At 34.8% G+C, this 16,222-nt stretch carries 13 protein-coding genes; 6 read left to right on the top strand and 7 right to left on the bottom strand.

Going from position 1 to position 16,222, the window contains the following annotated elements; genetic code table 11:
- Window positions 1–81: 81 nt before the first annotated feature.
- Window positions 82–2,124, top strand: coding sequence for a tetratricopeptide repeat-containing sensor histidine kinase (locus H599_RS0114520; RefSeq protein WP_026714796.1), 2,043 nt, complete (start codon window positions 82–84; stop codon window positions 2,122–2,124).
- Between the two features lie 21 nt (window positions 2,125–2,145).
- Window positions 2,146–2,826 carry a response regulator gene (locus H599_RS0114515; RefSeq protein ID WP_026714795.1) on the top strand — a complete coding sequence of 227 codons (681 nt, stop codon included), beginning with the start codon at window positions 2,146–2,148 and terminating at the stop codon, window positions 2,824–2,826.
- An 83-nt stretch (window positions 2,827–2,909) separates the two neighbouring features.
- Here the strand turns inward: H599_RS0114515 and thiL are convergent, their stop codons facing one another.
- The gene (gene thiL, locus H599_RS0114510; RefSeq protein ID WP_026714794.1) at window positions 2,910–3,956 is read right to left on the bottom strand and encodes a thiamine-phosphate kinase; all 1,047 of its coding nucleotides are present in this window, start codon (window positions 3,954–3,956) and stop codon (window positions 2,910–2,912) included.
- Between the two features lie 232 nt (window positions 3,957–4,188).
- On the opposite strand from thiL, the gene H599_RS0114505 reads away from it, so the two are divergent.
- Window positions 4,189–4,668: a DinB family protein gene (locus tag H599_RS0114505; protein ID WP_026714793.1), complete on the top strand. Its 480-nt coding sequence runs from the start codon at window positions 4,189–4,191 to the stop codon at window positions 4,666–4,668.
- Window positions 4,669–4,805: 137 nt separating this feature from the next.
- On the opposite strand, the gene H599_RS0114500 is transcribed toward H599_RS0114505, so the two are convergent.
- The 4 genes from H599_RS0114500 to lepA all read right to left on the bottom strand — a co-directional run bounded on the left by H599_RS0114500 (window position 4,806) and on the right by lepA (window position 8,397).
- Window positions 4,806–5,762, bottom strand: coding sequence for a helix-turn-helix transcriptional regulator (locus H599_RS0114500; RefSeq protein WP_026714792.1), 957 nt, complete (start codon window positions 5,760–5,762; stop codon window positions 4,806–4,808).
- Between the two features lie 17 nt (window positions 5,763–5,779).
- Window positions 5,780–5,950, bottom strand: a complete 171-nt coding sequence (locus H599_RS20815) for a hypothetical protein (RefSeq protein WP_155960792.1) — start codon at window positions 5,948–5,950, stop codon at window positions 5,780–5,782.
- A 9-nt stretch (window positions 5,951–5,959) separates the two neighbouring features.
- The gene (locus H599_RS0114490; RefSeq protein WP_026714791.1) at window positions 5,960–6,262 is read right to left on the bottom strand and encodes a hypothetical protein; all 303 of its coding nucleotides are present in this window, start codon (window positions 6,260–6,262) and stop codon (window positions 5,960–5,962) included.
- 338 nt (window positions 6,263–6,600) lie between these two features.
- Window positions 6,601–8,397, bottom strand: coding sequence for a translation elongation factor 4 (gene lepA, locus H599_RS0114480; protein ID WP_026714789.1), 1,797 nt, complete (start codon window positions 8,395–8,397; stop codon window positions 6,601–6,603).
- Between the two features lie 295 nt (window positions 8,398–8,692).
- Between lepA and dusB the strand changes: the two genes are divergently transcribed.
- Window positions 8,693–9,685, top strand: a complete 993-nt coding sequence (gene dusB / locus H599_RS0114475) for a tRNA dihydrouridine synthase DusB (RefSeq protein ID WP_026714788.1) — start codon at window positions 8,693–8,695, stop codon at window positions 9,683–9,685.
- Window positions 9,686–9,689: 4 nt separating this feature from the next.
- Here the strand turns inward: dusB and H599_RS0114470 are convergent, their stop codons facing one another.
- Window positions 9,690–10,889 (bottom strand): ABC transporter permease, encoded by a 1,200-nt coding sequence (locus tag H599_RS0114470; RefSeq protein ID WP_026714787.1) that lies wholly within the window; start codon window positions 10,887–10,889, stop codon window positions 9,690–9,692.
- 4 nt (window positions 10,890–10,893) lie between these two features.
- Window positions 10,894–11,286 carry a 30S ribosome-binding factor RbfA gene (gene rbfA / locus H599_RS0114465; protein WP_026714786.1) on the bottom strand — a complete coding sequence of 131 codons (393 nt, stop codon included), beginning with the start codon at window positions 11,284–11,286 and terminating at the stop codon, window positions 10,894–10,896.
- Window positions 11,287–11,409: 123 nt separating this feature from the next.
- On the opposite strand from rbfA, the gene H599_RS0114460 reads away from it, so the two are divergent.
- Both H599_RS0114460 and H599_RS0114455 read left to right on the top strand, forming a co-directional pair.
- The gene (locus H599_RS0114460) at window positions 11,410–14,583 is read left to right on the top strand and encodes a UvrD-helicase domain-containing protein (protein WP_026714785.1); all 3,174 of its coding nucleotides are present in this window, start codon (window positions 11,410–11,412) and stop codon (window positions 14,581–14,583) included.
- A 218-nt stretch (window positions 14,584–14,801) separates the two neighbouring features.
- Entirely contained in the window at window positions 14,802–16,220 is a 1,419-nt protein-coding gene (locus H599_RS0114455) for an OmpA family protein (protein ID WP_026714784.1), read from the top strand.
- Window positions 16,221–16,222: the final 2 nt, after the last annotated feature.

The raw sequence follows: 16,222 nt of genomic DNA, 5'->3' as shown, positions 1-16,222 counted from the left end.
ATATAAAAAAAGCTACCATTTAGGTAGCTTTTTTTATGCTGTTAATTTAAAATTAGTATTTTTGAGAAATTCAAATTACTATTGAGAACAATTGATTTTAAATTACTTCTGGCTTTACTGTCGTTTGTTTTTTTTGGTTGTAACCATAAAGAAACAGGGGATAAATATCTTAAGGTTTCGAATGATAGTCTTTCTTATTATTTTACATTAGCTAATGATTTTAATCTGTCACGTGAGAAACGTTTAGAATATATTTACAAAGCAAATGAGATTGTTCTTCAAAACTCTAATGATTCTCTTAACAGGACAAACCTTTTTAAAATTGCCAATAGATACTTTAATGTTAATGATTGGAAAGGGTATAAGAAAACTGTAAATTTAATTTTAGAGAATTCTGAAAAAGTTGGAGATACTTTAAGTCTTGCAAAAGGATTTGGATATTTAGGAGATTACTACAGAGTGATTTCAGTTTCTGATTCTTCGTTTCTATTTTATAATAAGTCTGAGAAAATGTATGATAGGCTAAATAATAAATTTGAGTTAGCCAGAACACTCATAAATAAAGCAGATTTGTTATTTAGAGTGGGAGATTTTATTACTAGTGAAAAAGAGATTTTTAAAGCTTTAAGGATAATTAAGGATCATAAGAATCAAGAGGTTGCTAATGAGATAAATTATGATGCCTATAATATACTTGGTATGGTTTATAATGGTAGAGGAGAATATGAAAATTCAATAATGTATCATAATAAAGCGTTGAAAACTCTTGAACAAATGCAGATAATTGGTAAAAGTCAGACTATGGCTATTTCTTATTTGAATTTAGGGATGGTGTATGCTAGCTTGAACAACTATAGTATTGCTAAAAATTATTTTGAGAAGGGTATTGGACAGAAAAAAAAAGATAACTTAGATCCTACTATCGATGCTTCACTATTGGATAATTTAGCTTATGCTAAGTTAAAGCTTAATGATAAGCGAGGTCTTCCAGGTTTATTTTATGAATCACTTGAATTAAGAGATAGTTTGAAATTAACTTCAGGGGTGTTTATTAGTAAAATGCATCTGTCGGAATATTATAGTTCGAAACATGATACTGCGAAAGCCTTGCAATTTTCTAAAGAAGCGCTAGCCTTAGCCAGAAGTACAAATGTAGGGCGAGATGTGATGAGAGCTTTGAATCAAATTTCGGCATTAGATCCTAAAAATGCTTCGGCTTACACCAAAGAATATATCCGTATTAATGAACATTTGCAAAAAGAAGAACGAAAAATAGGAGAGAAATTTTCCCGTATAGAATATGAAACGGATCAGATAAAAGGTGAAAATTCGGATTTAGAGGCTAAAAATAGGCGACTGGTTTATTTTTTCTCCGGGATTGCAATTTTAGGAATGTTTATCTATATCATTAAATCACAAAAGGCGAAGAATAGAGAACTTTTGTATAAGCAACAGCAACAGAAAGCTAATGAGGATATTTATAACCTGATGATTTCCCAGCAAAATACAATTGAAGCTAACAGGGTTCAGGAAAAAAAACGTGTGGCTCAGGAATTGCACGACGGTGTTTTGGGCAGGATGTTTGGGGTGCGAATGAACTTGGAAGGCTTGAATCCGTTTAATGATGATTTAGCGGTTAGTCAGCGAAATGATTATCTGGCTGAATTGAAAAATATCGAACAGGATATTCGTGAAATTTCACATGACTTGAACAGGGAAAAATCAGAATTAATTAATAACTTCGTTGCCATTGTAGATAATCTTTTTGAGGAACAAAGGAAGACGTTTTCAGTAAAATTATTTTCGAGTATCGATTCTACTATTAGATGGGATTTAGCAGTCAATTCGGTAAAAATTAATTTGTACCGTATTATTCAGGAGTCTTTGCAGAATATTAATAAATACGCAAAGGCAACTACTGTTAAAGTTGATTTGAAAAAACAGGAAAATAGTATTTTGTTAACCATTACTGATGATGGAATTGGTTTTAATGTAAATCTTAAAAAGAAAGGAATTGGGTTGCAAAATATGATTTCGCGTTCTAAAGAGTGTAATGGAACTTTTAATGTAAAATCAGAAGTTGGTAAAGGAACCACAATTACGGTTAGTATTCCCTTAGAATAATATTAATATTTGATAAAGCAAATGACAACTGAAACCAAGCTCAAGAAAAACATTTTGATTGTTGATGATCATCCGTTTATTATTCAGGGATACAAAAATGCCATTACAAGATATAATCCAAATGCTTATGAGTTTGCAATTGCTGAGGCAAAAGACTGTCAGTCGGCTTTTGATTTAATTACTAATCCTGATACAGCTGTTTTTGATATTGCTTTTTTGGATATAAGTATGCCTTCTTATGAGGAAAAAGAACTGTATTCCGGAGAAGATTTGGCTAAATTAATTTTGCAATATATGCCTGATTGCAAGATTGTAATGCTAACGATGTTTACGGAGTTTTTAAAGTTAAAAACTTTGATAAATAATGTTAGTCCCAGAGGCTTAGTGATAAAAAATGATTTGACTTTTGACGAATTGTTAATTGCTTTTGATAAGGTTATTAAGGACGAAATATATTATAGTAAATCTATTTTGGAAATGTTAAGCTCGCATGATAATTCGATTGAAATAGATTTATTTGATAAACAGATTTTGTTTCATTTGTCCAAAGGAACCAAAATTCATGATATTCCTCAATTTGTACCAATTTCTCTAAATGCCATTGAATCCAGAAAGGAAAATCTAAAAGAGTTACTTGGTGTAGTTGATGGAGAAGATAGCGATTTGGTGAGAGCTGCTAAAAATAAAGGCTTGATTTTCTAAAAATATTGTAAAAATTAAAACCGCAAACTTAGAATAAATATTCCTGAATTTGCGGTTTTTTTATTGTAATAGTTTGGTGTGATTTATTCGCTGAGTGCGTTCCAACCTCTGGCTTTTAGAGGGATTTTAGTATTAGCTCGGGTAACTAAATGAATACCTTCTGCTTCTTCGGTCATGTGTCCAATGATAGTGAAATTTGGATTGCCTTTAATTTTGTCAAAATCTTCAATTGGAATCGTGAAAAGCAATTCGTAGTCTTCGCCGCCATTAATAGCGACCGTTGTGCTGTCAATATTGAATTCTTCGCAAACATTGATAAATTGAGGATCCAGTGGTAATTTGTCTTCGTATAAATTACAGCCAACATTAGATTGTTTGCACAAATGAATAATTTCCGAAGATAATCCGTCCGAAATGTCAATCATAGCTGTTGGTTTGATTTCCAAAGCATGCAATAAAGTACGAACATCTTTGCGGGCTTCGGGTTTTAATTGGCGTTCAATTAAATAGGTGTATAATTCTAAGTCAGGTTGCGAATTTGGATTTACCTGAAACACCTGCTTTTCTCTTTCTAAAACCTGCAATCCCATATAGGCAGCACCTATATCGCCGGTAACGACTAATAAATTAGTTGGTTTGGCACCATTTCTATATACAATTTCTTCTTCATCAGCTTCGCCTAAAACGGTAACACTAATGATTAATCCTTTTTGAGAAGAAGTGGTGTCTCCGCCAATCACATCTACTTTGTATTCATTGGCTGCCAAAGTAATTCCTGCATATAATTCTTCTAAAGCTTCGAGTGTAAAACGATTGGAAACCGCAATCGAAACCGTGATTTGTGTCGCTTTGGCGTTCATAGCGCAAATATCAGAAACATTGGTCACAACTGCTTTGTATCCCAAATGTTTCAAAGGCATATAAGCTAAGTCGAAATGAACGCCTTCGACCATAATATCGGTTGAAACCACTACTTTTTTGTCTTTAAAATCCAAAACAGCTGCGTCGTCACCAATACCTTTTAAAGTAGAAGCTTGATTTATCTCAAAATGTTTGGTCAAATGTTCTATCAATCCAAATTCGCCCAATTGAGCGATGCTGGTACGTTGCGGGTTTTTATCTTCAATCATAGTCATTGCGAGGAACGAAGCAATCGCCGTTCTTTTATTTATAGTTTCAAAGTGGCAAAGATACAATCCCGAAGCTTCGGGAGCAAAGGTTTTGGCTAATTAAAAACAATCTATTTAGGGGGTGTAGATTTTACTTTTTAATAAATTTTTGAAAAATGAAAATCCTACTGACAAACTGTTGTCACCAGCCTGATTTAATTTTGAAGTATTGAAAAATTAAAACTATAAAATTATGAAAACATTAGCTGCACAAGTTATTACTCCTGAAGATTTATTGAAACACTGGCAAGGGCATCGCGCCTTAACGCGTCGGGTAATTGAATTATTTCCGGAAAAAGATTTTTTCGAATTTTCAATTGGTGGAATGCGTCCTTTTTCAAAATTAGCCGATGAGCTACTGGCAATTGCGGCTCCGGCCTTAAAAGGAATTGTAAATCGCGATATTCAGCCTTATACTGAAGGGAAAGAAAAATTGATTTTCAAAGCGCAATATCTTGAAAAATGGGACGAAGCTACTGCCGAGATTGATAAATATTGGCAACAATTATCAATCGAAGATTTTAATGAAACTTTTAATCTTTTCGGTCAGTATGAATTCCCAATTATTCATAACATTTTATATTTTATTGATAACGAAGTGCACCATCGTGGTCAGGCTTATGTGTATTTAAGAGCATTAGGAATTGAACCTCCTTTTTTCTGGGAAAGATAAATACCATTAATGTTTTGAATCTTACCATTAAGAGATTAAGATAAATTAAGTCTAAATTCTCTTAATTTCTTAATGGTTTATAAAAAAGGTACACTCTATTAGTAAAGCTCCTGAAATGTTTTTTAAGGAGCTTTTTTTTATAAAAGTCGTTGTTTGTTGATTTCAAGTAATTCCAGAATTCTGGTTTTTAAACTTGCCGGTTCTAAAATGCTAGCATAATCTCCAAACATCATATACCAGCGCGAAAATCCCTCCATAGTATCACGTGACATAAAAGTCATTTCGATTTTGTCGCCTATTTCTTTTTCTGAAACAAAGCCATAGTATTTTCGATCAGAAGTTAAGTATTTGCTGATTTTCTTATCTATAAGAATCCGAATTTTAGTAGTTGGAATCTCTTTGCTTTTATCCAAATAGGTTTCTAACGCATCATGTTCTAGCGAAAATGGAATTTCGGTTTTTTTGATTTCGTGAACACGATCAGCTCGAAATTGCCTGTAGTCTTTTCGCAAATGACAATAACCTAACATATACCAATTGTTATTATCGTGAAAAACACCAACGGGCTCAATTTTTCTTTCTGTAATTTCATCTGAATTGAAAGCCTCGTAAGAAAGAATAACTTGTGTTTTTTCGGCAATACTTTCAAAAATGGTGGCTAAGGTATTGGGAGATTTGTCATTAAAAAGCTTTTCGGAAGATTGCATTAAAACATTCGATTCGATGTTGGAAACCCAATCTTTGTCATCACTTCTAAGTACCGCTTTTAGTTTGTACATCGCCGATGCATAGTGATTTCCCAGAGTAACATCTGTAAATTTTTGCATTAATTTTTCTGCAGCAATAAAACTACTGGCTTCTTCCCGGGTAAACATTACGGGTGGTAATCGGTAGCCGTCCATCAAAGCATAACCCACACCGGCTTCACTGTAAATAGGAACTCCCGAAGCTTCCAGTGTGCGAATATCACGGTAAATAGTTCGTAAACTCACTTCAAAACGATTTGCCAATTCCTGTGCTTTTACAATCTTTTTGGATTGCAACTGAATCAAAATAGCAACAATTCGGTCAAATCGTTTTGGGGTTTCGTCCATTTTTTATTTTTGAAGTTTTAGAGTTTCGGAGGTGCTAAGTTACTAAGTTTATAGTGATTTAGAGACTTCATCTCAATCCAATAATCGTTCAGTTTTGCCTTAGCCATTCTATCTAAAACAATTTTTTGATGCTCAATTGGAATTTCAATTGACTTATTAATGTTTTTTTCTTTGCTGATTTTCTTCATTGTATAAGTTTAAGCTTTAAATTTTCTAAAAGATTGTATCATTTCATAAATGCCAAAGGCAACTGCAATCTTTCCAATTATAAACGGCACTAGACTAAGAAAGCAATTAAATTTCAAAATGTTATCTCCTTCTTGGTAATATTCATTTTTAAAATCAGTGATTAAAAAGAATCTAAAATAACCATAAATAAAATCTGCCCAGTTGCTTAAGTTTAAATGACTTGTCAAGGTTTTCAAAGATGAAAAAAAGTGTAAAAGCACCAAATCCAGATAATAGTGTGAATTTAATAGCTCTTTTCCAATCTGTTCCATATTCAGATGCTAAATCACTAACTTTAAGTATGAATAAATCTCGAGATATTTTTCAATGTTCTTATAAAAACTAATTCTTTTTCCTGCGAAAACAATATTATCAAAAAGAAATTTAGAATTAATCTTTCCTAAATCAAAATTTGTAATTTCATCAAATTCAATTCTACAATTAGAAGTTGAATATTCTTTTGAGTATATAATACTCTCAAATTCAACTTCTGTAATTTTTTCCATAACGCAGTTTTCTTCTTCTAAAAATAAACAAAAAAACCCTGACAATTTTCATCATCAGGTTTTCTCTTTATTCTTTATTCTTGCTTCTTTTTTCTAAAAAAGAATTAGTCATTCAATTTCAAAACAGCCATAAACGCTTCTTGTGGAATCTCTACGTTTCCTACCTGGCGCATACGTTTTTTACCTTTTTTCTGTTTTTCTAATAATTTACGTTTACGCGAAATATCTCCACCATAACATTTGGCCGTTACGTCTTTACGTAGAGCTTTAATCGTTTCACGGGCAATAATTTTGGCACCAATTGAAGCTTGAATTGGAATTTCAAATTGTTGTCTTGGGATTAACTCACGCAATTTTTCACACATTTTTTTACCAATAGTGTAAGCATTATCAGCGTGGATTAGAGCAGAAAGAGCATCCAGTTGATTGGCGTTTAATAAAATATCCATTTTAACCAATTTGGATTCTCTCATTCCGATTGGATGGTAATCAAACGAAGCGTAACCTTTAGAAACCGTTTTTAATCTATCATAGAAATCGAATACAATTTCGGCTAATGGCATATCGAAGTTTAGCTCAACACGCTCCGTAGTTAAATAGGTCTGATTGGTGATTAAACCACGTTTTTCAATACACAAACTCATTACATTACCCACGAAATCTGCTTTAGTAATGATGGTTGCTTTGATGTATGGTTCTTCTACACGGTCTAGTTTTGTTGCGTCCGGTAAGTCACTTGGATTGTTTACGATAATTGGAGTGTCTGGTTCTTTTTTGGTATATGCCAAATACGAAACGTTAGGAACTGTCGTAATTACAGTCATATTGAACTCACGCTCCAAACGCTCCTGAATAATTTCCATGTGCAACATTCCTAAGAATCCACAACGGAAACCAAATCCTAAAGCAGCAGAACTTTCAGCAGAAAACACTAAAGACGCATCGTTCAATTGTAATTTTTCCATAGAAGCTCTAAGATCTTCAAAATCTTCGGTGTCAACAGGATAAATTCCGGCAAATACCATTGGTTTTACATCCTCAAAACCGGTAATCATGTTGCTGGTTGGCGTTTTTGCATCGGTAATGGTATCACCCACTTTTACTTCCTTAGCTTCTTTAATTCCGGAAATCAAATAGCCAACATCACCAGTAGAAATTTTATTTTTAGGTACCTGATTTAATTTTAAAGTTCCCACTTCGTCAGCAAAATATTCATTACCGGTAGCCATAAATTTAATTTTCTGACCTTTGGTAATTTCACCGTTTACCACTCTAAAGATAACTTCGATTCCTCGGAAAGGATTGTAATGGGAATCGAAAATCAAAGCTTGTAAAGGCTCTTCAGTATTTCCTGATGGAGGAGGAATCTTTTCGATAATGGCAGCCAGGATATTTTCAACTCCAAAACCGGTCTTACCCGAAGCGTGAATAATATCTTCTAAGTCACATCCTAATAAATCAATAATATCGTCACTTACTTCTTCCGGATTAGCACTTGGTAAATCCACTTTGTTTAAGACCGGAATAATTTCCAAATCGTTATCCAAAGCCAGATATAAGTTAGAAATAGTTTGCGCCTGAATACTCTGAGCAGCATCTACAATCAACAAAGCACCCTCGCAGGCAGCAATAGAACGGGAAACTTCATAAGAGAAATCCACGTGTCCCGGAGTGTCAATAAGGTTCAGAATGTATTCTTCTCCCTTATATTTATATTCCATTTGGATGGCGTGACTCTTAATGGTAATCCCACGCTCACGCTCTAAATCCATGTTGTCCAAAAGCTGCGCCTTTTCTTCACGAGCTGTAACGGTTTGCGTAGCTGCTAATAATCGGTCAGCCAACGTACTTTTTCCGTGGTCAATATGTGCAATAATGCAAAAATTTCTAATATGTTTCATTTCTTCTTGGTATCATTTTTTTTGTCTTGTCTCTTTTGGGCGTTCCCCTTCGGGTCGGGCTTCCCGATAGCTATCGGGACGCTCTATTTTTACTGCCGAACACCGGCAGTAAAGGATGCCGCTGCAACCCCTAACACAATCCCGAAAAACAAGGCAATTAATCTGCAAATATACGCTAAATTCTATACGTTCAAAGCGTATAATTAGTAAACTAATTGCTTATGTAATAAGTCTTTCCTATTTCTTCTTTTATCATTTCGTTTAAAAAACGTAATTTTGCAGCAAATTTGAGAAGATGATTAAGATTGGCAACATAGAATTACCTGATTTTCCACTATTATTAGCGCCTATGGAGGACGTGAGCGATCCGCCATTTCGTCGTTTGTGTAAAATGCATGGTGCCGATATGATGTATTCTGAATTTATTTCTTCGGAAGGCCTAATTCGTGATGCCATCAAAAGCCGAATGAAGCTGGATATTTTTGATTACGAACGCCCGGTAGGAATCCAAATTTTTGGTGGTGATGAAGAAGCGATGGCGCTTTCGTCTAAAATTGTTACAACTGTAAATCCGGATTTAATTGATATTAATTTTGGCTGCCCTGTTAAGAAAGTAGTTTGTAAAGGAGCCGGTGCCGGAGTTTTGAAAGATGTCGATTTGATGGTGCGTTTGACCAAAGCGGTGATTGATAGTACTAATCTTCCGGTGACAGTAAAAACCCGTTTGGGTTGGGATGATAATTCGATCAATATTGATGAGGTTGCCGAGCGTTTGCAGGATATTGGTGTTGCAGCTTTAAGTATTCATGCCCGAACCCGTGCGCAAATGTACAAAGGTCATTCCGACTGGTCGCACATAGCGAGAGTGAAAAATAATCCACGAATTACAATGCCTATCTTTGGGAATGGAGATATTGATACGCCGGAAAAAGCATTGCATTATAAAAACGAATACGGAATTGACGGAATCATGATTGGTCGTGCCGCAATTGGTTATCCGTGGATTTTTAACGAAATCAAGCATTATTTCAAAACCGGAGAGCATTTGGCAAAACCTGCCGTTGCTGACAGAGTGGAAGCGGTTCGCAATCACCTGACCTGGGCAATGGACTGGAAAGGGGAGCGATTAGGAATTGTAGAAACGCGTCCGCATTATACCAATTATTTCAAAGGAATTCATTCGTTTAAAACTTTCAAACAAAAGCTGGTTACTCTGGATCATCCGGAGGAATTATTTGCGGTTTTGGATGAAATCAAAGAAGTTTATTCGAATTACGAAGTGGTGTAGTTTTTTAATCCAATAACTTTTCACTCACACGACTACTCGCAATTAGCGAAGCAATAAATCCCAGTGTGGTAATGGTTGCCATGACGATTACAACATTTTCCATCGAAAAAACTACAGGATAAGCCAGCGTTGGAGTAATCATAATCCATTCAAAATGTTGTTGTAAAAGCACAATAACAATTCCCAGAGCAAGGCCGATTAGTCCGCCAAAAACACTTAGTAAAGTCCCTTGAAGTAAAAATATTTTTCGCAGACTTTTAATTTCTGTTCCCAGATTAAAAAGGGTTTTTAGATTCCCTTTTTTGTCCAGAATCATCATAATCAGAGCTCCTATGAGGTTAAAAAGTGCCACAATAATGACCAAGGTGAAAATTAAATACACCGCGATATTCTCAGTGTTCAACATTTTATATAAGGATTCGTTGAGTTGCGCGCGGTTTTTTACGGTGATTTTTCCGTTAAAAATGTTCTTTAATTCTTTAATAATTGCATTTTCATCGGAGTTAGGTTTTTCTTTGAGTTCAATTCCGGAAACCTGATTGGATTTGTATTCCAATAATTCCTGAGCCAATCCTAAATCGGCAAAAACATATTTGGAGTCCAAATCTTCATTTATGGCATAAATCCCAATTGGAAAAATTTCAGATGAATTGAAGGCATCTTCGGCGCTTTCAATGTTTCCTTTTCCGGCTTTTGGAACTAAAACTTCCAGATGGTTATTGAAATCCATTAAGCCTAAAGAGAGTTTTTGCACAAAACCAAAACCCACAACTACCTGATAAGTGTTTTTTTCAAGCCATTGGCCGTTGTAAAGTATTTTGTTAACGTTGTTAACGTTGCTGTAATTGGAGTCAACGCCTTTTAGGTAAGTGACCTCCTGTTTGTTGTTGAAGGTAAATAAAACGCGTTCTTCAATAATTTTGGAAAAAGCCGCAACACCTTCAATTTTTTTGATTTTGTTCTCTTGTTCGGGAGTGACTAAAAAAGATTTACCAAGTGTACTCGATATTTTTAAGTCGGGGTCAATGTTGTTGCTAAATGAAAGACTAAAAACTTTTAGTCCGCTAAAAACCGATAAAACCACAAACAAAGCCATCGCGCCTACAATAATTCCCATGCTCGCAATACGATTGATGATATTGATGGCATTGTTTTTACTGTTGCTGCGAATGTAGCGTTTGGCTATGTAAAGCGGAAAATTCAAATGCTTAAAATTGTTTTCTTCGGTCTAATAAATCTCTGTTTTCAATTGGATTTTCTTTGTTTTTCAAAGCATTGTCAATTTTTTCAATATAATCCAAAGAGTCATCGATAAAGAAAACTAAATTAGGAACACGGCGTAGTTGTTTGCGGACACGTTGCGCTAAATCGTGCTTAATCAAAGGAGTGTTTGATTTAATCCCTTCCAAAGTTTCCTGAGCTTTTTCCTGAGGAAAAATACTCAAATATACGGTTGCTACAGATAAATCGCTGGTTACAGAAACTTTGGATACCGAAATAACCAAATTACTAACTCCGTTTTTTCTCACTTCACCTTGCAGAATATCCACCAAATCTTTTTGAATAACTCCGCCTATTTTTTTCTGTCTGTTTGTTTCCATAGTGCAAAAATACTACTTTTAAGCATTCAACGAACAATTTTATAATTTCTGATTTTTTTGGGCTTTTTAGTTTTGCTGAAACATTTGAAATTAAAAATTGTTAATCAGCAATCAAAAATCTAAATGCAAAGACATTCTTTTTCAATTTATGACGCATCAGCAGGTTCGGGTAAAACTTATACTTTGGTAAAAGAATACCTGAAAATTATTCTCACTTCGCCTAAAAATGATGCTTACCGTAATATTTTGGCGATTACTTTTACCAATAAGGCGGTACACGAAATGAAAAGCCGGATTGTGGGTAGTTTGTCTGAATTTGCAAAAGACGAACCTTCGCAGAAAGCCTTAGATTTAATGCAGGATTTGGTAAATGACACTCAGGATTGGGATAGAAAATTGTCGCTGAATGTAATCAAAAGTAAATCGCAACAAATCATCAAGCATATTATTCATAATTATGCTGCTTTTGATATTTCGACCATCGATAAATTTACGCACAAGGTGATTCGTGCTTTTGCACACGATTTGAATTTACCGATGACTTTTGAGGTGACTTTGGATACCGAAAATTTATTAACCGAAGCAGTTGACGCTATTATTGCACAAGCCGGAGAAGATGATGTTTTGACTAATTTGCTCGTCGATTTTACCATGGAAAAAACCGATGACGATAAGTCCTGGGATGTTTCCCGTGAAATTCTCGAAACAGGAAGATTGATTTTGAATGAAAACAATCGTAACGAAATTGTGCAGTTTCAGGATAAATCTATTGGAGAATTTGTTGAAATCAAGAAAAAATTAGCCGAAATCTGTAAAACACTGGAAAAAGAAACGGTGGTTTTGGCAGAGGAAGCTTTGTTGTTGATTGAAAAAAACGGAATTGACTCTAAATCTTTTTCCAGAGGCACTTTTCCAAATCATTTGGCGAGTATCCGCGATGGAAAATTTAATCCGAAGAATAAAACGTTTCATGAGTTTGACGATATTGCTATCAATAAAACGGCTAAAGACCGGGCGTTGATTGAAAATATTATTCCGGATTTGTTGCAACTTTTGGATAAGATTTATAAGATTTTTGAAAAAATAAATTTCTACAAAGCTTTTTTGAAAAACATCACACCGCTTTCGCTACTCAATACGGTAAGTAACGAATTGGCGAAAATTCAGGAAGAGCAAAATGTGCTTTCTATTTCGGAATTTAATGCAATTATTCAGCGCGAAATTCAAAATCAGCCGGCTCCTTTTATATATGAAAGATTGGGCGAGCGTTACCGTCATTTTTTTATTGACGAATTTCAGGATACTTCCGAAATGCAATGGAAAAATTTAATTCCGCTTATCGATAATGCGCTTTCCGGTCAGGATGATTACGGAAATAAAGGGACTTTGATGATTGTGGGTGATCCAAAACAATCTATTTACCGTTGGCGTGGTGGAAAAGCCGAACAATTTATTGAATTGAGTAAGGACGAAAATCCGTTTAACAATCCGGATAAAAAAATTGAACATCTGGATAAAAATTACCGTTCGTATTCTCAGATTATTGAATTTAATAATGATTTTTTCAGGTCAATTGCATCGGAGTTTGAACAGGAAGATTATAAAGATTTATATGAAAATCATAGTCATCAGCATACTAATGCTAAAAAAGGAGGTTATGTAAATATTTCTTTCATTCCAAAAACAGAGGAAACAGAAAATGAGGAAGAAGTTTTGGGTAAAACGGATTTGTATCTTTTGGCTACGCTAAATACTATTCAAAAAGTGCTTCGGGAAGGTTTTGAGTATAAAGATGTTGTGATTTTGACCCGTAAACGTGATCAGGGAATTGCGATAGCGAATTATTTGACCGAAGAAAGGATTCCGTTGTTGTCATCGGAAACTTTGATGATTCAAAATGCGACCGAAGTTCGTTTTGTGATTCACTTTTTAAGATACCTGAAAAATAATGCCGATTTAGAATCGAAGGCTTATTTCTTGTATTACATCGCTGAAAATCTTCCGGAACAGTTGGCGGAACATGATTTTATTGCTCAGGGAATGCAGCGAACAAGCGAAGAGGATTTTGAACAATGGTTGTGTAATTTTGACATTTCACTTTCGTTTCAAAATATTCGAAAAAAATCTTTATATGAAGCGGTAGAATTGATTGTTTTAAAATTTATTTCAAATAAGGATCAAAGCCAAAGTGCTTATGTACAATACTTTTTGGATATTGTTTTGGAACGGGATGTGCGTAATCAGGCTGGAATTGCTGATTTTCTGGATTTTTGGGATAAAAATGGTTCTAAATACAGTATTCCGTCTCCCGAAGGAAATAATGCAGTGCGAATTATGACGATTCATAAATCAAAAGGATTAGAGTTTCCGGTGGTGATTATGCCTTTTGCTGAAGAGGATTATGGGCGAAAACCGAAAGACAAACTATGGCTGGACACTGATGAAATGGACTTGGGGATGCCAAAAGTTTTAATCGATAATAGTGCAGCAATTGAAGGTTTTGGGGAAAATGCCAAAAAAGTGTACGGGCAGAAAAAACAGGAAGAGTTGTTGGATAACATCAATGTTTTGTATGTGGCCTTAACCCGTGCCGAAGAGCAGTTGTATTTGATTTCTAATATGAATTTGACCAACAAAGGCGAAGTTAAACAGGGAGATATGTCTTCTTTTTTTGTTAATTACTTAATCAGTAAAGGTTTATTTGAAGAGAATAAATTAGAATACGAATTTGGTGAAAAGACAAAGCTTTCTTTGTTGGTTAAACATGTTGATGCTTCAAAACCGATTGAAAGCGTTGTGGAAATTTTAGAGCCTAAGAAAGTAAAAATTGCACAACAGGAAGCTTTAATGTGGGGAACGCATCAGCAGGAGTCTATCGAATATGGGAATGTGATACATGAAATCATGTCTTTTGTGAAATCAAAATCGGATGTGGATGTGGCTGTTGAAAAATCGGTTGAAAATGGTTTGATTCATGTGGAGCAAAAAGAAAAAGTGTCGGAAACAATTTTGAAAGTGGTAAATCATGCTTTGTTAGTGCCTTTTTTTGCGGAAGGTAATGAAGTGTTAAATGAGCAAACGATTATTCAAAAAGAAGGAAGGATTATTAAGCCGGATAGAATTGTGATTGATAGAAATAAAGAAGTTTTGTTGTTGGATTATAAAACAGGGGCTTATCAGGCTAAATATCAAAAACAGTTAGAAGAATATCAACTGGCGATTGAATTAATGGATTTAAAAGTTGTTCAAAAAGCATTGGTGTTTATCGGTCAGGAAGTGAAAGTTGTGTATTTGTGATTTTTTTTTTGGTGTTTTTTGAAATAGAAATTTGATTTTTTGCGGTTTCTGGTTGTTAAAATTATGAGGATTTGTTTTGTTAAGTACTAATTTTTATGGATTTAGTCAGTTTAAAATACCTTACATGTATCTTTTTTTTTAACATTCTATTTTGTAGTTAAAAAATTACGCGTTATTTTTGTCTGTAATTAACTAAATTGTAATTAAAAAAATTAAGTATGAAACATCTTAACAGACTTTTTGTTGCTGTGCTGATGGCTATGGGGGTTAGCTCTCAGGCGCAAGACAGTAACAATCCATGGGCAATTGCTTTTGGAGTAAATGCCGTGGATACTAGAACTAGTGCAGGCGGAGGTAATAATTGGTTAGATCGTCATTTTTCTCAGCCATTTGATGTGAAAAACAATTGGAATATTCTGCCTTCAGTATCTTATTTAAGTGTATCCCGTTACGTGGGAAGCAATTTTACAGTAGGACTTCAGGGTTCTGTTAACAAAATTGATAAGTTGGTAACTTTTGATCCAACTGCTCCGGGTCACGATGGTAGGGGTATGATTGTTACTAATCCAGGTGATTTAATGTATTATGGAATTGATGGAAAAGTGAAATATAGTTTCATGAATCTAATCAAATCTCAAGTTATTGATCCAAGTTTACACTTAGGAGGAGGTTATACTTTCTTAGGAGATAGTAGTTTTGGAACTGTTAATGCAGGTGCCGGATTAGCTTTTTGGGTTTCTCAAAATGTTGGTATCGAATTAGGAACTACTTATAAAAAAGCATTTGATAGTTCTGATCCATTGCAACGTTCTCACTTCCAACATACAGCTGGTGTTGTTTTCAAATTTGGTGGAAAAGACACTGACGGTGACGGAGTGTATGATAAAGACGATGCATGTCCTGAAGTTGCAGGTTTAAAACAATTCAACGGTTGTCCTGATACTGACGGTGACGGAATTATTGATTCTGAAGATGCATGTCCTGAAGTTGCTGGTTTAGCTTCATTGAAAGGATGTCCGGATGCTGATGGTGACGGAATCACAGACGCTGAAGATGCTTGTCCTAATGTAGCTGGTTTGGCTTCATTAAAAGGATGCCCGGATGCTGATAAAGACGGTGTAGCTGATAAAGACGACAAATGTCCTAACGTAGCTGGTCCAAAAGAAAACGCAGGTTGTCCTTGGCCAGATACAGATAAAGATGGTGTAGCTGATAAAGATGATGCTTGTCCTGAAGTTGCGGGGCCTGCTAGTAACAAAGGTTGTCCTGAAGTAACCCCAGAAGCTATGGATCAATTGAAATCTCAAGCTAGATTTATCTACTTTAACTCTGGAAAATCAACATTTAAATCTGCTGACGTTCCTAAGAGATTAGACGCTATGGCTGCATTGCTTAAAAACTACGCAAACTCTGAGTTCTTAATCGAAGGACACACTGATAGCGATGGTTCTGAAGCATTCAACCAAAAACTTTCTGAAGCCAGAGCTGCGGTAGTGAAAAATGCTTTATTAGACAGAGGAATCTCTCCTAGTAAATTGAAATCAGTAGGATATGGTGAAACTATGCCAATTGCTACTAACAAAACTGCTGCTGGTAAAGCATTAAACAGAAGAACTGAAGTGAAATTAATCAAATAATT

It is taken from the genome of Flavobacterium daejeonense DSM 17708, from assembly GCF_000425425.1.
Lineage (GTDB): Bacteria > Bacteroidota > Bacteroidia > Flavobacteriales > Flavobacteriaceae > Flavobacterium > Flavobacterium daejeonense.
This window is presented reverse-complemented; position numbering and strand designations above follow the sequence as displayed.